The following is an 18,995-nucleotide window of genomic DNA, read 5'->3' as shown; positions in this document are numbered from 1 at the left end:
TGCCTCAGCCGGTCGTGGCGCCGGTCAGCGCCCGGGACACGTGGGCGATGGCCGGTTCCGGGTCCACGTGGTCGACGTCCAGCCCCTGCACCACCAGGTCCGTCGCGGCGCGGGTGAAGCGGGTGATCTGGTCCATGGTCAGGCCGTTGGAGAGGAGGTACGGGATGGCCCAGATGCTCAGCCCGTACAGCGGCATCAGGGACGAGCCGGTGACGTTGCGGACGAAGTCGTCCTTCCAGTCCGCCGCCTCCTGCCAGCTCATCGTGTAGTGCTTCCAGGAGTAGCCGCTGCCCTCGATGCCGTACAGCTCGCGTTGCTTCTCGATCGGGGCGAGCACGTCGTGGTAGTAGAGCTGGACGTTGAAGAAGGTGGGCTGGGTCCGGTTGACGAAGTCGAGGGTGTTCCGCACGGTCTTCTCGGTCTCGCCGGGGAAGCCGAGCACGATCGACGCGAGGGTGACCATGCCCCGGCTGGTGAGCTGCTCGATGCCGTACTCGTACCGGTCGGTCTTGGCGAACTTGGTCATGTTCTTGAGGATCTGCTGGTCGCCGGACTCGATGCCGAGGAAGACCCCGAGGCAGCCCGCCTCGGCCATCAGGTCGAACGCCTCGTCGTCGGCGTTCGAGCAGCGGAAGAAGGAGACCCAGCGCAGGTCGAGCTTACGGTCGATCATCATCCGCAGGATCTTCTTGAACCGGGGCAGCGGCACGTTGAACGTGTCGTCCACGAAGATCATGTTCTGGACGCCGTTCTCCCGCAGGTGGGTCAGCTCGCGCTCGATAGTGGACAGCTCGCTGAGCGTCAGCGGGCCGGCCATCGACGGGTAGTTGCAGAACGCGCAGCCGAACGAGCAGCTCCGCGAGGTCCGCATGTAGGTGGTCGGCGTGTAGTAGCTCGGGTCGAAGTAGGACCAGTCGACGGCGTTCTCGTCCAGGTTGTTCGACTCCGGCTTGCGGGCCGTGCGGGACATCCCCGGCTGGCCGGCGGTGGACCGGTAGATCAGGTTCGGGACGGCCGAGAGGTCGCCACCGTCCCGGAGCGTCGCCAGCACACCGGCCAGGGTGCTCTCGCCCTGCGGTTCGTTGATGTAGATGTCCGCGCCCACCGCGCGCAGCAGCACGTCCTGCACGATGGGCTGCTGGCCGGTGCAGAGGTTGTGGATCCGGGGCCCGCCGACGATGATCGGCACGGTCTCGTCGTGCTCCCGGACGAACCGCACGATCTGCCGGATCGGCTCGTCGTCCACGTAGTAGGTGGTGGTGATCGCCACCGCCCGGGGGCCCTCGGCGAGCATGGCGGCGAACTCGTCGCGACCCTTGTTGAAGAAGTTGACGACACCGACGTCGAAGCCCCGGCGGTGCAGGAAGCTGGCCAGGTAGGCCACGCCGAGGCTGGGCATCTCGAAGGCGCTCAGCTGGGAGGGCCGGCCGGTCTCCCGCTCCCGGACCACGTTGAGCAGGTCCATGTAGGTCATCCGCCGGTCGCCCAGCAGGACCGAGTTGGTCAGCAGCTCCCGGTACGCGCCGGAGGTGTCGGCGAAGGCCTGTTGGGCACGCGCGAAGTCGGCGAAGTCGATCTCGTTGAATCCGACGATTATGCAGTCCAGCTGTGACATCCAGTCCTCCGGTAGACGCCCCGGCGCACCGCCGGGCGGCGGCGGGGGTGGCTGTGCGTCAGATCAGGTGTGACTGTGGTGCCGTGTCGACGTGCAGGTCGGGTGTCGTGGACGTGCCGGTCCGTGCCGCGCGCCGGTGCGCGACACGGGGTGCCACCGCCACGAACCTCGCTGGCGGTGGCCTCGACCGATTCAGGGGTGGAGCGTCGCCCCCTTGACGATCTTGTCTACGGTCCTGCGGTCGGCCCGCATCGCGACGCCGACCAGACGCAGTTTGTCCGCGGCTACGGCACGTACCGCAGCGCGGTTGTCCTCGTCGTTGTTGGTGACGAAGAGTTCCTCCGTGTAAATGGCCGTCGGAACCTCCCGCCGCAGTGCCCGCTCGTGGATCTGCCGTAGTTTCTCGGCATCCGCGGCGAACACCAGAACCGGCTGTCGGAACATCGGAAGATAGGTGTTATCCGATCCGTCGACGTACGGTTCCCCGACGACGTTCTCGACGGTCGCGGCGATTCCGCTCACCGTGAACGCGGTGATGTTGAGCCGCTGCCAGCCTTCGAGATCGTCCCGGAGGACAACTGCGATCTTGGTGTCCCAGACGACGGGCGCGCGCTCGTCTTTCTCGTCCAACCCTGTATTCCCCTCGTGTTGCTCGTCGGGCCGGATCCGCGCGCCTGCGCACGCGTGCGGCCAGACCGTGGCGCAAGTCTGGCAGTCCCCGGACGGCCGGTCTTGAAGAATCTTGCCGCCCGGCGGCGGCGTGCCCCGCCGCCCGCCGGCTCACCCGGCCGGCCGGCCGCCACCGTCGGCCCGGCCGACCGGCCGCCCACCGTCGGCTCACCCCGCCGACCGCCGGGTGGCGGCGTACCGGCCGAGCCGCTCCACGGCGGTGGTCAGCAACTCCTCGCTCTTGCAGAAGGCGAACCGGACCAGGTGCCGTCCGGCCTCCTTGTCGGCGTAGAGGGCCACGCTCGGGATCGCCACCACCCCGGCTTCGTGCGGCAGCGCGCGGCAGAACTCCACCCCGTCGGCGAAGCCGAACGACCGCGAGTCCACCTGCACGAAGTACGTCCCCTGGGCGGGGTAGGTCCGGGCGCCCGCCGCGGACAGTCCCTTGACCAGCAGGTCCCGTCGGCGCTGGAGGCTGTCGCGCAGCTCCCCGACCCAGTCGGTGCAGTGCGCCAGCGCGTGGGCGACCCCGGCCTGCAACGGCGTCCCGGTGCCGAAGGTGAGGAACTGTTTGACCGTCCGCACCGCCTCGACCAGGGGCGCGGGACCGCACGCCCAACCTACCTTCCACCCGGTCGCGCTGAACGTCTTGCCGGCCGAGGAGATGGTCAGGGTCCGCTCCCACATTCCGGGCAGGCCGGCCAGCGGCACGTGCGTGACCCCGTCGTAGGTGAGGTACTCGTACACCTCGTCGGTGACCGCGACCAGGTCGTGGTCCCGGCAGACGCCGGCGACGTGCGCCAGTTCGGCCCGGTCGAAGACCGTGCCGGTCGGGTTGTGCGGGCTGTTGAGCAGCACCAGCCGGGTGCGGGGCCCGACCGCCGCGCGCAGCCGGTCCGGGTCGAAGGTGAACCGGGTCCCGTCGAACGCCAACGGGACCGGCACGGCGGCGGCCCCGGCCATCGCCAGGCAGGCGGCGTACGAGTCGTAGAGCGGGTCGAAGACGATCACCTCGTCGCCCGGGTCGCAGAGCCCGATCAACGCCGCCGCGATCGCCTCCGTCGCGCCCGCGGTGACCACCACCTCCCGCTCCGGGTCGTAGCCGATCCCGTGGTCGGCGCGGCGTCGCTCGGCGATCCCCGTCCGCAGCGACGCCAGGCCGTTCGCCGGCGGGTACTGGTTCATGCCCCCGTCGATCGCGGCGCGGGCCGCCGCCAACATGGCCGGCGGGCCGTCGCCGTCCGGGAACCCCTGGCCGAGGTTGGCCGCGCCGGTGCGCTGGGCCAGCAGGGTCATCTCGGTGAAGATCGTCGGGCCGGAGAAGGCGCGGAGCCGGGTGGCTAGCGGAGTTGCCGTCATGTCTACCCCTGACGTCGCCGGACGGTATCCCACGGTGCTGGCAGCAGAATACTTTCGGTGGTATTCCGACACAATCTATTGATCAATCTAAAGGTGTCGTGGTGTGGCCGGTCGCCCGGCAGCACGCAGCGCCACTCAGCAGCGCGTCGGCGATTCCGTGCTATTCCGACAACTGTCGGCACGGCGACCCGATCACGACTTGCCCGGCGTGGTCCCTTATCTCTACAGTGGCTCGCGACCGGCCGGCGGAGAACGGAACCGCACCGTCACGACGCTGACCGTCTCGACCCACCAGGTCGGTATTCCCCATCGTGCCGACATGCGCCGGGACCGGTGCGCGCACGCTGGCCCGGTCGTCGACGCGGACCCCGATCAGGGGTGGCCGGTCCCTGTCGTTTCGCGTCACGTCATTCCGCAACCAAGGAGTCGCCCGATATGGAGGACACCGTCCCGGCACGGTCCGACCGGGGTGAGGGACACGGCCGGCTGCCCCTCGCCGTCGCACAGGAACAGCTCTGGTTCGTCGAGCAGATGTCACCCGGCGAGCCGACCTACAACGTCCCGCTGACCTACCGGCTCCGTGGTGATCTCGACACCGTCGCCCTGCGCCGGGCGCTGGCCTGGGTGGTGGCCCGGCACGACGCCCTGCGGGCCACCATGACCCCGGTCGACGGGGTGGCCTACCAGCGGGTCGCGCCACCCGGGGCGGACGTCGCCATCGCGGTCGACGACGTCGTCACCGGCGACGGCGCCGACCGTGACCGGCAGGTGGCCCGGATCGCCCGGGAGGAGGCGTCCACCCCGTTCGACCTGACCGCCGGCCCGCTCTACCGGTTCCGGCTCGTCCGCTTCGACGACCGGGAGCACCTGCTCTGCGTCACGATCCACCACATCGTCACCGACGGCTGGTCCACCGGGATCGTCAACCGGGAGCTCTCCGCCGCGTACGCGGCCTACCGGGCGGGTCGGGAACCCGCCCTCGCGCCCGCCGGCGACGGTGGCACGTACGTCGAGCACATCGTCCGGCAGCGCAAGGAACTCACCGAGCAGGGCACCGAGGACGGCCTGCGGTACTGGGAGAGCCAGCTCACCGGAGTGCCCGTGGTGGACCTGCCGGCCGACCGGCCCCGACCGGCGACCCAGACCTTCCACGGCGACCTGGTCGACGTCCGCCTCCCCGCCCCGCTCGTGCGTCGGGCCCGCGCGGTGGCCCAGGAGCGGGGCACCACCCTGTTCACCGTGCTGACCGCCGCCCTGAGCATCGTGGTCAACCGCTACACCGGCCAGCCGGACATCCCGCTCGGAATGACCATGACGGGACGGGACACTCCCGAGGTGGAGCAGCTCGTCGGGCTCTTCGCCAACATGGTCGTGCTCCGCGCCGACCTCGCCGGTGACCCCACCTTCGCCGATCTGCTCGACCGGCTGACCGACCGGACGCTCGACACCCTCGACTACGCCAGCGTCCCCTTCGAACGGGTCGTCGAGCGGGTCCGTCCCACCCGCGACCCCGGTCGCAACCCGTTGTTCCAGATCTCCGTGCAGATGCTCGGGGACGCCAACTCCGGCGCGAACCTGGACCTCGCCGGCCTGACGGTCGAGCCGATCTCCCAGACCACCGGACGGTCCCGTTTCGACCTCACGGTCACCTTCGTCGAGTCCACCGACGGGGTGCGGACCACCATCGAGTACGCCACCGACCTCTTCGACCGCTGGCGGGTGGAGGCGCTCGCCGGGCACGTGGAGACCGTCCTGGCCGGCGTGCTGCGGGACCCGTCCGTGCCGGTCTCCCGGGTGCCCGTGGTCGGTGACGCCGAACGCGCCCGGCTGCTCGCCTGGGGCACGGCGGAACGCGCCGATCCGTACCCCGACCCGGTCCACGTGCGGATCGCCCGGACCGCCGCCGCGCTGCCGGACCATCCGGCGGTGGTCTTCGAGGGCCGGAGCCTGACCTACGCCGAACTGGACCGCCGCGCCGGCCGGCTCGCCCGTTACCTGCGCGCGAAGGGCGTCGCCCACCAGGAGATCGTGCCCCTGGTGATCCGCCGTGACCTGGACACCCTGGTCGCCCTGCTCGGCGTGCTCAAGGCCGGTGCCGCCTTCGCGGTGCTCGATCCCGACCACCCGGCCAGCCGGCTCGACTACGCCATCCGGGACACCGGCGCGCGGCTGGTCCTCACCCGGTCCGACCTGCTCGACCGACTGCCGGCGGCCGACGGCTGGACGGCCGTCGCACTCGACACCGAGTGGCCGGCGATCGAGGCCGTGGAGGGCCCGCTGCCCGAGTGGGCCGACCGCGACAGCCTGGCCTACGTGCTCTTCACCTCCGGCTCGACCGGCCGCCCGAAGGGGGTGCAGATCGAGCACCGGGCGCTCAACGCGTTCGCCACCGGCTACCAGCGCATCTTCGACCTGACGCCGGACGACCGGATGCTCCAGTTCAACGCCCTGGCGTTCGACATGTGCCAGGGGGAGACCTTCACCGGCCTCACGGTGGGCGCGACGCTGGTGCTGGTGCCACCGGACGTGGTCGGCAGCCCGGAGCAGGTCGCCGACCTGATGCGCGCCGAGCGGGTCAGCTACATCTGCGTCCCGCCGGCCATGATGGCCCTGATGGAGCCCGCGCCCTACCCGGACCTCCGCAAGATCATGGTTGGTGGGGAGGCGGCCCCGGGTGACCTGGTCAACCGGTGGAACCTGCCCGGCCGGCGGATGCTCAACGTCTACGGGCCGACCGAGGCCACCGTCGGCTGCACCAGCCACGAGTGCGCGCACCGGACCTGGCGGTCGAGCCCACCGATCGGCGTGCCGATGCTCGACCGGCGGGTGTACGTGGTCGACGCCACCGGCGACCTGGCCCCCGTCGGTGTCCCCGGTGAGCTGCTCATCGGCGGCGACGAGGGCCTCAGCCGGGGCTACCTCAACCTGCCCGACCTCGACGCCGCGCGCTACCGGCCGGACCCGTTCCACCCCGGGGCCCGGGTCTACCGCAGCGGCGACCTGGTGCGCTGGACGGCCGACGGGCAACTGGAGTTCCTCGGCCGCCTCGACCACCAGGTCAAGCTGCGTGGCCTGCGGATCGAACTCGGCGAGATCGAGGCGGTGCTGGCCGGTCACCCCACGGTCGGCCTGGCGGTCACCGCGCTGCGCCCCGACGCCCGGGGCGAGAACCAGATCGTCGGCTACGTGGTGCCCGCCGACACGACCCCGCCGTCCACCGCCGAGCTGCGCCGGTACGCCGGCGAGCACCTGCCCACGTACATGGTGCCGGCGACCGTGATGGTGCTCGACACGCTGCCCACCACGACCAGCGGGAAGGTCGACCGGGACGCGCTGCCCCAGCCGCCGGTGACGGAGTTCGACGACGCGTCGGCGTTCGAGGAACCGGCCACCCCCACCGAGGCCCGGGTCGCCGGGATCCTCGCCGGGGTGCTGTCACTGCCCCGGGTCGGTGCCGACGCGAACCTGTTCCAGCTCGGTGGCAGCTCGCTCCAGGCCACCCGGGTGGTCAGCCGACTCAACCGCGAGTTCGGCGTGACCGTCCGGGTCCGGCTGCTCTACGGCTCGGCGACCGTCCGCACCATCGCCGCCGCCATCGACGACCTGGTCGCCGCGCGGGACGCCGCCGGGACCACCGACCCGGAGGGAGGCACCACCGGTGCCCACTGAACCGACCACCCTGGTCCCCCTGCAACCCTCGGGCGACCTGCCGCCGCTCTACTGCGTCCACCCGGCCAGCGGATCCGTGTACTGCTACTCCGGGCTGGCCCGCCTGATGGGGTCCCGGCAGCCGGTCTACGGCCTGGAAGCACCGGGCCTGGACGGGGACCGACCGCCGGTCGGCTCCGTCGCCGAACTAGTCGAGGCGCACTTCGCCGCCCTGCCCCCGGCCGCTCCGGGGACGCCGGTGCACCTGCTGGGCTGGTCACTGGGGGGACTGGTCGCCTTCGAACTCGCCCTCCGGCTCCGCGCCGCCGGTATCCGGGTCGGTGCGTTGATCATGATGGACAGCCCGGTGCCGAGGGTGTTCCAGCGCCCGCCGGAGGCGGACATCCTGCGGCGGTTCCTGATGGAGACCACCGAGGGCGACGCGGTAACCGACGAACAGGTCACCGAGCTGGCGCGGGTCCTGGCGAGCCCGCCGCCGACCGGCACCGAGCTCGACGACGACGCCCTGGAGACGGCCCTGCTGCGGTCCCGTTACGCGGTCTTCCGGGCCAACACCGAGGCACTGATCGGGCACCAGATGACCGGACGCTATCCCGGGTCGGTGCAGCTCGTCCGGGCGGACCGCTCCCCGGCGGAGCGGATGCGGTGGATCGACTGGGCCGACCAGGTCACCACCCACGTCCTGCCGGGCGACCACATGTCGATCTGGGTCGGTGAGTCGCTCACCCGACTCGCCACCACCGTCTCCGAGGTCCTCGCCAAGGTCGACCCGTCCGGTCCCGACCGGTCGACGCCGGGAGCGGGGTGACGTTCCCCCGGCACCGTCGGAGCCGGACCGCCCCGGGGGCGGGGCGCCGGTCACGTCGGGCCTGATCCTCCGGGTGGGCCGCCGGTCACCGTGGACCGGCGGCCCCACCGTCTCGTCCCGCCGAACCTGGAGATGCCACCGTGTCCACCACCGACGCACCCCCGCCCACGCCGGGCGCCGAACCGGCTTCCGCGTCGGTGGCCGTCACCGCACCGGCTTCCGACCCCGCCGACACCCCTGACTCGCCGGCACGGCGGATACGGCACAACGCCGACTTCCGCCGGTTCTGGTTCGGCGAGGGCGTCTCCCTCTTCGGCAGCCAGGTCACCGCGTTGGCGCTGCCGCTGACCGCCGTCCTCACCCTGGACGCGGGGCCGGAGGAGCTGGGCGTGCTCCGGTTCCTGCAACTCGTGCCGTTCCTGCTGTTCGCCCTTCCCTTCGGGGTGTGGGTGGACCGCAGCCGCCGCCGGCCGGTCCTGATCGGGGCCAACCTGGCCCGGCTGGTCCTGATCGGGGCCATCCCGTTGCTCGCCACCGTCGACCAGCTCCATCTCTGGGTGCTCTTCGCGGTCACCTTCGGCGTCGGCGTCGCCACCGTCCTGTTCGACGTGTGCTGGATGTCCTACGTCCCGGTCCTGGTGCGCGACCCGAAGCAGCTCGTCGTGGCCAACGGCAAGCTCGGCGCGACCTCCTCGGCGGCCGACGCGGCCGGACCCTCCCTGGGCGGCGCGCTGGTCGGCGCGCTGACCGCCCCGGTCACCCTGGCCCTGGACGCGCTCTCCTACCTCGTCTCGACGATCGCGCTGGCGCTGATCCGGACCCGGGAGCCCGTCCCGCCCGCACCGGCCCGCCGGCGCAGGCTGTCGGCCGAACTCGGTGAGGGGCTGCGCTGGGTGATCGGCGACGGGTACCTGCGGGCCATCGCCCTGGTCGGGGCCGCCTGCAACTTCATCACCGCCGGCGTGCAGTCGCTCTTCCTCATCTACGTGGTCAGCGACCAGGGCCTGGACCCGGCCCTGCTGGGACTCGTCTTCTCGGTCGGCGCGGTCGGCGGCATCGGCGGCGCGCTCGTCACCAGCCGGCTGCTGGCCCGGTTCCGGCTCGGCCGGGTCTACGTGGGATCGCTGGCGGTCGCCTTCGCCGCCTGCGCGCTGATCCCGGTGGTCGGCGGGACACCACCGGTCCGGGTGGCGCTCTACACCGCGCTGTACCTCCTCATGTTCGGCGGTGTCACGACCGGCAACATCGTGGTGCTCAGCCTCCGGCAGACGATCACGCCCCGCTCGCTGCTCGGTCGGATGAACGCCGCCATGCGGATGCTCATGGTCGGCTTCGGCGCGATCGGCGCTCCGGTCGGCGGTGTGCTCGGCGGCGCGATCGGTGTCCGTCCGGCGCTCTTCGCGATGTCGGCCGCCGCCATCGTCATGCTGGTGCCGATCCTGCTCTCCCCGGTCGGCCGGCTACACCGGATGCCCCCGCCGGCGGCCGAGCCCGCCGACGCGTCGTAGCCCACGAGGTCCGACCCACGAGGTGCCCGACCCGGGCCGGAGTCGGTGGCCGAGGACTGGCCACCGCCGGTTACAGTCGGCCGGGTGCGGAAGCGTCCGGATGTGCGCGCGTGGTCGCCCTCCGTCGGTGGGATCACGGAGGTCCTGCACGCCCGCTTCACCGATCACATCTACCCGATGCACCTGCACGACACGTGGGCGCTGCTGGTCGTCGACGACGGGGCCGTCCGGTACGACCTCGACGGCCGGGAGCACGACGCGTTCCGACCGGTCGTGACCCTGCTCCCGCCACACGTGCCGCACAACGGTGCCCCGATGACCCCGCACGGGTTCCGCAAGCGGGTGCTCTACCTCGACTCGGCGTACCTCGACGACCGGTTGGTCGGTCCGGCCGTGGCGCGGCCGCGGCTGGTCGACCCGCTCCTCTGGCGGCGGATCGACCAGCTCCACGACCTGCTCGCGGAGTTCCGCGACGACCTGGCGGCGGAGAGCCACCTCGCCCTCGTGACGGAGCGGCTGCGGGCCCACCTCGAACGGCGGACGGCACCGTCACCCGGCGCCCCGCACGACCCCCGCATCGCCCACCGCCTCCGTGACCTGCTCGAGGAGCGGGTCGTCGAGGGGGTCAGCCTGCGCGAGGCGTCGCTGGCCCTGCACGTCAACGCCACCTACCTGGTCCGGGCGTTCTCCCGCGAGTACGGCATCGGGCCGCACCAGTACGTGATCTCCCGTCGGGTCGACCTGGCCCGACGTCTGCTGCGTGACGGTCTTCCCGCCGGGCAGGCGGCAGCCGCGGTGGGCTTCTACGACCAGTCGCACCTGAACCGTCACTTCAAGCGGATCCTCGGTTTCAGCCCCGGGCGGTACGGCCCCGGCTCTCGTCCTCCGGCGCGGTCGCGGCGCGGTCCGGCACCTGTTCCGCCGCGCGCGGGTCACGGCGGACGAACTGTCCCCCCACCGCCAGCAACGCGCCGACCAGCATGATGAGGGCGCCGACCACCTGAAGGGCGTGGAACGACTCGTCGAGGAACGCCACCGAGCAGGTGATGCCGAACAGTGGTGAGGAGAACATCATCACCGTCGCGGTGGTGGGGCTCACCGCGCGCAACCCCCGGTAGTAGAAGAGGTACGCCACGGCGGTCGGGCCGACGGCGAGGTAGACGACGTTGACCCAGACGTGTCCGGGAACCGCCGACCAGTCGGCGTCCCCGACCGAGGGGGCCGCGAACACCGCCAGGGCCAGCGCGCCGACCACCGTGCCCGAGGTGGTCGCCCGCAGCGGGTCCATCCGGTTCAGCACCCGCTTGGAGGTGATGCTGTACGCGGCCCAGGCCACCGCCCCCGCGAGGTAGATCAGGTCCCCGGTGAGCCGTCGGCTGTCGATGGCGACCCCGGCGCCGAGGAAGAACACCACCGCTCCGCCGAGACCGAGCAGCAGACCGGTGAGCCGGGATCTGGAGGGGCGTTCCCGGCTGATGGCGAGCATCACGGCGGTGGTGATCACCGGGCTTAGGACGGGCACGATGACGCTGCCGTCGATGGACGGGGCGAGCGAGAGGCCCCAGAAGAAGAAGACGTTGTAGCCGAAGACGCCCAGCAGTCCGACCGCCCCGGCGCGCAGCGCGTCCCGCCAGGAGAAGGTTCCGGTGCCGCGCCGGCTGATGGCGAGCGTGATCAGCAGCAGGATGACCGCTCCGCCGCCGAAGCGCAGCACCGCCGCCACCTGGTGGGGCAGGTGGCCGACGACCACCTTGGAGCTGGCGAAGGCGCTGCCGAAGAGGGCCATGGTGGTGAGCAGGTACAGATGCGCGTCGACGGAGACGCCACCCCGGTTGTCGGTCCGCGCGACCGTCGCGCTTCCTCCTCCGGTCACCGGTGCCACCCCCGTCCGCTACGGGTGGGGGCCACCTGTCGGGGGAGGGCCGGGCGGACGGTACGGTCGGCGTGCGGGCCGGGCCCGCTGCCGGGGGCGGCCGTCCCTGTGGACCGCCCGGCCGGGCGCGCTATGTCGCTGGTGCTGTCGGGTCGTACGGGTGTGGAGCTGGTTCTCATCCTGAAATACTGACTTTCCAGGACGTTCCGGGTCTTGTACGAAATTTCCTTATCAGTAGGTCGGCTCGTCACCTCGGACTGGCCCAGGTCCCGTCGGCGCTCCGTCGACGTGGGAGACGACGAGAAAAGCCGCATGAGCGCCGACCCTGGATCACGCCCGGCCGGCTGTTCCTTCGGCTTCGGGGTTCACCGATCATCGCCGTCACGTTTAGTGAGGCGCGGTCGAGGCGGTCCATCCTAACCGTCAGTAGCCGTCTGTGGAGACCCTGTCTCTCACTTTCCTTCCTTTGCTCTGCACCCGCGGAGGCGACACCAGCTCTGAGCAGGGGCATGGTGCCCGGCGGGCGGTGGTGGGGAGGAGGGGCTTCTCACCCAGGGTGTCTGGCGCGTGGAGGGGTGCAGAGCAAAGGGCGCGGTGGGGTAGGAGAGTTCCTCGGCAGGGAGTCGCTGAGAGTTGGTTCCGCAGTACGTGTGCAGGGTGTCTTCGGCGACGGGGTCGGGTCGCGATTCATGGTGGAGCGTCGATTGACAAAGTTTGGATTCCAAACTTAACCTGCGCGGGACACGGACGTGGCCGGCGTGGGCGGCGAGCGTCCCGGTCGTACCCCACCGAAGCACCCGTCCCGGTAAGGAGCGTCATGACCGGTATTCGCGGCACCCTACGACGAACACGACGACGGATCGGCGCGACGGCCGGCGTGGTCACCGCCCTGGCCGCCGGCTTCGCCCTGGCGGGGACCGGCACCGCCCAGGCGGCCGCCGGCTGCCAGGTGACCTACGCCGTCGGCGGCCAGTGGCAGGGCGGCTTCAGCGCCAACGTCACCGTCAAGAACCTCGGCGACGCCGTCAACGGCTGGCGACTGACCTGGGCCTTCCCCTCCGGCCAGCAGGTCACCCAGGCGTGGAACGCCACCGTCACCGCCTCGGGGGCGAACGTCACCGCCACCGACGTCGGCTACAACGCCGCCCTGCCCACCAACGGCAGCACCTCCTTCGGCTTCAACGGCTCCTGGTCCGGCACCAACACCGCGCCGACGTCGTTCGCGCTCAACGGCGTGGCCTGCACCGGCGCCACCACCCCGCCGACCACTCCGCCCCCGACCACGCCACCCCCCACCACCCCGCCGCCGGCCACCGACGCGATGACCGCCGTCGCCGCGATGCAGCCCGGCTGGAACCTCGGCAACTCCCTCGACGCGGTCGGCCCGGACGAGACCGCGTGGGGCAACCCCCGGATCACCCCCGAACTGCTCGACAACGTCCGGGCCCAGGGCTTCAAGAGCATCCGCATCCCGGTCACCTGGAGCGCGCACACCGGCGGCGCGCCGAACCACACCATCGCCGCGGCCTACCTGAACCGGGTGAAGGAGGTCGTCGACTGGGCGCTCGCCGACGGCTTCTACGTGATGATCAACATCCATCACGACTCCTGGCAGTGGATCAACACCATGCCCACCGACCGGGCCAACGTGCTGACCAAGTACAACGCGATCTGGACCCAGCTGGCGACCACCTTCCGTGGTTCCTCGCCGAAGCTGGTCTTCGAGAGCGTCAACGAGCCCCAGTTCACCGGCAGCTCCGGCGACGCCCAGAACGCCACCCTGCTCAACGAGCTGAACACCTCGTTCCACCGGATCGTCCGGGCCTCCGGTGGCAACAACGCCAACCGGCTGCTGGTGCTGCCGACCCTGCACACCTCGTCCGAGCAGGCCCGCCTCGACGAGCTGCGCAGCACGTTCACCGCGCTCAACGACCCGTTCCTGATCGCCACCGTGCACTTCTACGGCTACTGGCCGTTCAGCGTGAACGTCGCGGGCGGCACCCGGTTCGACGCCACCGTGCAGAAGGACCTGACCGACTCCTTCGACCGGGTGCACGACACCTTCGTCGCCCGGGGCATCCCGGTGGTCATCGGTGAGTACGGCCTGCTCGGCTTCGACCGGCACACCGGCACCATCCAGCAGGGCGAGAAGCTCAAGTTCTTCGAGTTCCTCGGTCACTACGCTCGGAGCAAGAAGCTGACCACCATGCTCTGGGACAACGGTCAGCACTTCCACCGGACCGGCTTCACCTGGCAGGACCCGGAGCTGTTCGGGCAGATCAAGTCGAGCTGGACCACCCGCTCCGGCACCGCCTCCGCCGACCAGGTGTTCAGTGCCCGGGCCAGCGGGATCACCAGCAAGAACCTGATGCTGAACCTGAACGGCACCTCGTTCGTCGGGCTCCGGCAGGGCTCCACCGACCTCGTGCGGGGCACCGACTACACGGTCAGCGGCGACCAGCTCACCCTCACCGCCGCCGCGCTCACCCGGCTGCACGGCAACCGGGCGTACGGGGTGAACGCCACCCTGCACGCGCGCTTCTCGGCCGGGGTGCCGTGGCGGATCAACGTGGTCACCTACGACCGCCCGGTGCTGTCGAACGCCACCGGTACGACGGGCGCCTTCGCGCTGCCCGCCCAGTTCCGGGGCGACCAGCTCGCCACGATGGAGGCGAAGTACGCCGACGGCACCAACGCCGGACCGCACAACTGGACGTCGTACAAGGAGTTCGACGTCACCTTCGCCCCCGACTACGCGGGGAGCCGGATCGTCCTGAAGCCGGAGTTCTTCGCCGAGGTGAACGACGGCGCCCCGGTGACCCTGACCTTCCACTTCTGGAGCGGGGAACGGGTGACCTACCGGGTCACCAGGTCCGGCGGCACGGTCACCGGCACCGTCGGCTGACCCGGAACGCGAGGCGACGGTGGTCCGGTCGGGTGGGGTGCCCGGCCGGACCACCGTCGCGGTGTTCAGCCGGTCAGCACCGGTTGATCGTGGAGTTGGACAGGGTGACGTTGCTGATGGTCAGGTTGTCGGCGCAGGGGTTCTCGGTGATCCGGCTGTTCACCAGGGTGAAGTTCCGCAGGGTGATGTCCCGGTTGCCGGGGAACTCGGTGCGCTCGGCGAGCCGGATCTCACCGCCGCCGCTGATCGTGCCGCCGTTCGCCGCGATGTTCACGCCGTAGCAGTTCTCGATCAGGACCGCGTTGTTGCCGGTGTTGGCGATGTCCACCCGGTCGATGGTCGCGCCGCCGGACTCGGAGACGCAGAAGACGCCCCGGCCCCCGCCCCGCGCCCGGACCGTGCCGACCCGGATGTTGGTGGGGTAGCTGCTGCCGACCCGGCCGTTGCGGTTGGCCATCCGGAACGCGGCGTACCCGGTGCCGGCGCCGGCGTTCTCCGCGTCCACGGTGGTGATGGTGGCGTTGATGGTCTGGTTGAGCAGCAGACCGGACTCGCCGACGTTGCGGGCGGTGACGGTGCCGACGGTCAGGCCGTCCACGCCGTACGTCTCGACCGCGTGGGAGCTTGCGCCGGAGACGAAGACGTTGTCGATGCGGATGTTCCGGCTCCACTGGCTGGTGTCGCCCCGGTTGTCGATCCGGACGCCGAGCCCGCCGGAGAGCCGCATGTCGATCTGGCCGAGGACCACGTCGGTGACGTTGCGCATGAAGATCCCGTACAGCGGGGCGCCGGTGACGGTGAGGTGCTGCACCTCGACCTGGGTGGTGCCGCGCGAGTAGATCGGCGCCTGGTCGCCGGAGCCCGAGCCGGTGACGTTGATGGTGCCGCAGACGTCGATCGTGGTGTAGCTGGGCAGCGAGATCCGCGATCCGGCGCTGATCGATCCGGAGCCCCGCACGACCACCCGCTGCTTGCTGGTGCGGCCGGCGCTGAGGCTGTTGACCGCGGCCTGGACGGCGGCGCGCATGTCGCTGCCGGTGTAGACGGTGCTGCTGCCGTTGCGGGCGGTCCAGGTGCCGCCGCTGAGCACCGCCTCGGCCTGGAACGAGCCGCTGCCGCAGCCGGTGCCGGAGCCCAGCGTGACCATCTGCCACTGCTGGTTCCACCCGCCCAGGTCGTCGAACTGGGAGATCATCCCACCGTCGGCGGTGGACCACTCCCAGACGTCGAGGGCCTTGTTGGAGTGCCGGTTGACGAACCGCACGTAGCCGCTTTCGGAGTCGGCCAGCCGGAAGTGCTGCCGGTTGTTGCCGCTGACCGCCGGGTTCTGCACCAACTGGACGCCGTTCTCGGCGTTGGGCAGTTCGAGCACCTTGCCGCTGTGCACGGAACGGATCTGGTAGTAGCCGCTGCCGACGTCGACGAAGCGCCACTGCTGGACGGCGAGGTCGTTGCGGGCGTACTGGTTGACCGGCGCGCCGTCGGCGGTCGACCACCCGTAGAGGTCCATGGCCTTGCCGCTGTGCCGGTTGACGAAGACGTACGTGGCGCCGGTGTCGACGGTCGCCGCCGAGGCGGCGGGCGCGGTGACCGCCGCGTCGACGCCGAGGAGGGACAGAACGGCGGTGGCCGCGAGGGTGAGCCGCCAGCGCGGTGTGCGCCGGGGTGTGGTGGTGGGTGCCATGAAGGCTCCTCGGTGGTGGGGGAGTGGTGGTGGGAGCGCCCGCCGGGCGCGTCGTCGGACTCGGCAAGCGCTTTCCTGTATGGACAAATTTATCGTTCTATATCAATCTGGTCAAGGATCTGTTGGTCCCGCAACGTGATCGACTCGTGGTGCGGCATGTCGGGCTGTCCGGACGGGCGAAGGGGCCGACATGCCGTAACGCGGGTCGATCACATTGCGGGAGGGCCGGTACGGGAAGGAGCCGACAGCCGTGGGAAACCCGGTTGATCCGCGCCGGGACGGTGAGGAGGGTGTGCGCATGTCACCGCATCTGCTGGCCGTCACCGCCGCGACCGGCGCCCTCGGCCGTCTCGCCGTCGCACAGCTTCTCCGCCGCGTACCGCCCGAGCCGGTCGTCGTGGTGGTCCGGAACCCCGACCGGGCCGCGGATCTCGGCGTCGAGGTCCGGCACGGTGACTACGACGACCCGGAGAGCCTGGTCAGGGCATTCACCGGCGTGTCCCAGCTGCTCTTCGTGTCGTCACCGGAGCTGGCACCGGCCCGCCGGGTCGCCCAGCACCGGGCCGTGGTCGACGCGGCGGTGCGGGCCCGGGTCGACGGTGTCGTCTACACCGGTTTCCTGCCCGTCACGGGGCTGTTCGAGGCGCACCGGAGCACCGAGGAGGCGCTGACGGCCTCGGGACTGCCCTGCACCCTGCTGCGGAACCCGCTCTACACGGAGCCGTTCGTCGACGCCGCCGTCGGCGCGGGGGAACTGGTGCATGCCACCGGCGGGCGGGGCCTGAACACGGCGACCCGTGCCGACCTGGCGGAGGCGGCCGCCGTCGCGCTGGTCGACCCCGGTCACCGGGGACGCACCTACGAGCTGACCGGGCCGGTGTGGACGTATCCGCAGCTGGCCCGGTCGCTCGGCGTGCCGGCGCGGGACGGTGAGGTCGCCGGGCCGATGGGATGGCTCCACGGATTGGCCCGTGCCGGACAGTTGGAAGCCCGGACCGGGGACCTGCGCGCCCTGCTGGGGCGTGAACCGGTCGACGTCGAGGCAGTCGTCTCGACGCCGACCGGTCGGGGGACCGACCGAGGTCAGTCGACCAGCGTGACCTGACCGTTGTCCAGGTCGTACCGGGCGCCGACCACCTTCAGCGCGCCCGCGTGGACCCGCTCCGCGATGATCGGACTGGTCGCGGTCAGCGCCTGGACCTGGGCACGGATGTTGGCACGGACGGCGTTGTCGACCTCGTCCCCGGGCTGCCCGAGCACCGGCTCCACGATCGGACGCAGGCTCTCCACGATCGTGCCGATGTGCCCGGGGGCGGAGCCGCCGGTGCGGATGGCGTTGATGGTGGCGGTGATCGCCCCGCACCGCTCGTGGCCGAGCACGACGATCAACGGGCTGTGGAACTCCTCCACCGCGAACTCGATGCTGCCCAGCAGCAGGTCGTCGACGATGTTACCGGCCACCCGGTTGTCGAACAGGTCGCCCAGCCCCTGGTCGAACAGCACCTCGGGAGCGACCCGGGAGTCGGCGCAGCCGAGGGTGATGGCGAACGGGTGCTGGCCGGAGGCCAGCCGGCGCAGGTCGGCCAGGCTCTGGTGCGGGTGCCGGCTGTGCCCGGTGGTGAACCGGTGGTTGCCGTGGCGCAGCCGGCGCCACGCCTCGGCCGGGGTGACGACGGGCGGCTGGTGCGGGGCGGCCGCCGCCGGTGCGGACGCGGCCAGGCCGAGCGCGACGGCGGTGGCCCCGCCGGTGGCCAGCAGCGACCGACGGGACACGAAGTTACGCTTCACGATGATCTCCTGAGGTGAGGCTCTCGCCTGTTTTCTACCACCGCCTGAAGATCCACTGTGTCCATTTTCCGACCGGACCCGTTGCGTCACAACGGCGTGCGGTCCGTCCGGCCGTCCGGCCTACCCCGACTTCTCGGTGGCCGCCGCACCGGAACGGGGGCGGGCCAGATCGGCCGTTCGGGACAGTCCGACGGCCCGCCGACTCAGCGACTCCACCCGGCGGGCCAACTCGTCCAGGTGGGCGTCGTCCCCGGCCCGCGCCGACGGCACCGTGTCGAGCAGCTCGGCGTAGTCGGTGACCAGCGCCGGATAGTCGCGGACGAAGGCCTTGTGGTCGGCGTTGCCGGCGATGGCGGTCGGCTTCATCCGGGCGTACCGCTGGTCGAGGTCGATGATCTGCTGGGCCAGGACGGCGGTGTCCGCGCTCAACGCGCTGCGGCGGTCGGCGTGCGCGTCCCGCAGGTGCCGCCGGTCGGCGGTGAGCCGACCGGCGCGCAGACCCGTCACGTAGACCAGCGCCGAGCCGCCGAGCACGGCCAGCACGGCCGCCGCCGCGACCAGGTAGCGGGGCAGCGACGGGCTGATGGTCCGGGTGCCGTCGGGCACGGTGCCCGCCTTCACCAGCCGGTCGTAGTTGACCGTGACCACCTTGAACGCGTCCAACGGACGGTCGACGAAACCGTCGATGCCGTTGCTGATGGTCATCTCCGCCACGAAGGCCCGGCCGAAGTTCTCGTCGTCCCGGTCCGGCAGCAGCGCGCACCCGTAGGTGTCGTACTCGTCGTCGTCGCGGCTGAGCACCAGCACCACCGTGCCGTCGGCGGCCCGCTCGACGTCCCGGCAGCCCTCCCGCAGGTCCGCTCCGGGCTCCAGCAGCAGCACGACCAGCCGACGGTTGCCGATGATCCGTTCCGCCGCCGCCTCGTCCAGGTCGACGCCGGGGGCGACGTAGACCGAGGAGTTGCGTACCTCTCGGGCGACCGGTCCGTCGGTGATCCCACCGGTCCAGAGCGCCCAGCCGGCCAGCACCAGGCACGCCAGCACGCCCAGACCGAACGGACTGCCGAACAACCGCGCCGCGCGGGCGGGAAGCGGTTCCCGTGCTTGCGTCAAGGCA

General features: G+C 71.2%; 12 protein-coding genes and 1 pseudogene. 6 read left to right on the top strand and 7 right to left on the bottom strand.

The features are described from left to right. Window positions 1-4 precede the first annotated feature (4 nt). The 3 genes from QSK20_RS09990 to QSK20_RS09980 all read right to left on the bottom strand — a co-directional run bounded on the left by QSK20_RS09990 (window position 5) and on the right by QSK20_RS09980 (window position 3,643). Window positions 5-1,615 carry a PhpK family radical SAM P-methyltransferase gene (locus tag QSK20_RS09990; RefSeq protein WP_285788304.1) on the bottom strand — a complete coding sequence of 537 codons (1,611 nt, stop codon included), beginning with the start codon at window positions 1,613-1,615 and terminating at the stop codon, window positions 5-7. A 192-nt stretch (window positions 1,616-1,807) separates the two neighbouring features. Continuing rightward, a complete protein-coding gene (locus QSK20_RS09985; protein WP_285788303.1) occupies window positions 1,808-2,245 on the bottom strand; it encodes a DUF2000 family protein in 438 nt (145 codons plus the stop codon). 207 nt (window positions 2,246-2,452) lie between these two features. After that, complete coding sequence (locus tag QSK20_RS09980; protein WP_285788302.1) at window positions 2,453-3,643, bottom strand: pyridoxal phosphate-dependent aminotransferase; 1,191 nt, start codon at window positions 3,641-3,643, stop codon at window positions 2,453-2,455. A 435-nt stretch (window positions 3,644-4,078) separates the two neighbouring features. Between QSK20_RS09980 and QSK20_RS09975 the strand changes: the two genes are divergently transcribed. The 4 genes from QSK20_RS09975 to QSK20_RS09960 all read left to right on the top strand — a co-directional run bounded on the left by QSK20_RS09975 (window position 4,079) and on the right by QSK20_RS09960 (window position 10,612). Then, the gene (locus QSK20_RS09975) at window positions 4,079-7,312 is read left to right on the top strand and encodes a non-ribosomal peptide synthetase (RefSeq protein ID WP_285788301.1); all 3,234 of its coding nucleotides are present in this window, start codon (window positions 4,079-4,081) and stop codon (window positions 7,310-7,312) included. Further along, a complete protein-coding gene (locus tag QSK20_RS09970) occupies window positions 7,302-8,120 on the top strand; it encodes a thioesterase domain-containing protein (RefSeq protein ID WP_285788300.1) in 819 nt (272 codons plus the stop codon). Before QSK20_RS09975 ends, QSK20_RS09970 begins: the two co-directional genes overlap by 11 nt. A gap of 140 nt (window positions 8,121-8,260) precedes the next feature. Further along, on the top strand, window positions 8,261-9,628 hold the full coding sequence (locus tag QSK20_RS09965; protein ID WP_285788299.1) for an MFS transporter: 1,368 nt from the start codon (window positions 8,261-8,263) through the stop codon (window positions 9,626-9,628). 84 nt (window positions 9,629-9,712) lie between these two features. Further along, window positions 9,713-10,612, top strand: a complete 900-nt coding sequence (locus tag QSK20_RS09960) for a helix-turn-helix transcriptional regulator (RefSeq protein ID WP_285788298.1) — start codon at window positions 9,713-9,715, stop codon at window positions 10,610-10,612. 31 nt (window positions 10,613-10,643) lie between these two features. Here the strand turns inward: QSK20_RS09960 and QSK20_RS09955 are convergent. Continuing rightward, window positions 10,644-11,501: pseudogene (locus QSK20_RS09955) on the bottom strand (DMT family transporter); the annotation flags it as partial. Window positions 11,502-12,318: 817 nt separating this feature from the next. Between QSK20_RS09955 and QSK20_RS09950 the strand changes: the two are divergent. Further along, on the top strand, window positions 12,319-14,406 hold the full coding sequence (locus tag QSK20_RS09950) for a cellulase family glycosylhydrolase (protein WP_285788297.1): 2,088 nt from the start codon (window positions 12,319-12,321) through the stop codon (window positions 14,404-14,406). A gap of 73 nt (window positions 14,407-14,479) precedes the next feature. Here the strand turns inward: QSK20_RS09950 and QSK20_RS09945 are convergent, their stop codons facing one another. Then, window positions 14,480-16,090, bottom strand: a complete 1,611-nt coding sequence (locus QSK20_RS09945; protein WP_285788296.1) for an RICIN domain-containing protein — start codon at window positions 16,088-16,090, stop codon at window positions 14,480-14,482. Between the two features lie 298 nt (window positions 16,091-16,388). On the opposite strand from QSK20_RS09945, the gene QSK20_RS09940 reads away from it, so the two are divergent. Further along, window positions 16,389-17,195, top strand: a complete 807-nt coding sequence (locus QSK20_RS09940) for an NAD(P)H-binding protein (RefSeq protein ID WP_285788295.1) — start codon at window positions 16,389-16,391, stop codon at window positions 17,193-17,195. Here the strand turns inward: QSK20_RS09940 and QSK20_RS09935 are convergent. Both QSK20_RS09935 and QSK20_RS09930 read right to left on the bottom strand, forming a co-directional pair. Further along, window positions 17,174-17,878, bottom strand: a complete 705-nt coding sequence (locus QSK20_RS09935; RefSeq protein WP_285788294.1) for a carbonic anhydrase — start codon at window positions 17,876-17,878, stop codon at window positions 17,174-17,176. The genes QSK20_RS09940 and QSK20_RS09935 overlap by 22 nt on opposite strands. A gap of 120 nt (window positions 17,879-17,998) precedes the next feature. Further along, a complete protein-coding gene (locus QSK20_RS09930; RefSeq protein WP_285788293.1) occupies window positions 17,999-18,991 on the bottom strand; it encodes a hypothetical protein in 993 nt (330 codons plus the stop codon). Window positions 18,992-18,995: the final 4 nt, after the last annotated feature.

The sequence above is a fragment of the Micromonospora sp. NBRC 101691 genome (genome assembly GCF_030269285.1).
Classification (GTDB): domain Bacteria; phylum Actinomycetota; class Actinomycetes; order Mycobacteriales; family Micromonosporaceae; genus Micromonospora; species Micromonospora echinospora.
This window is presented reverse-complemented; position numbering and strand designations above follow the sequence as displayed.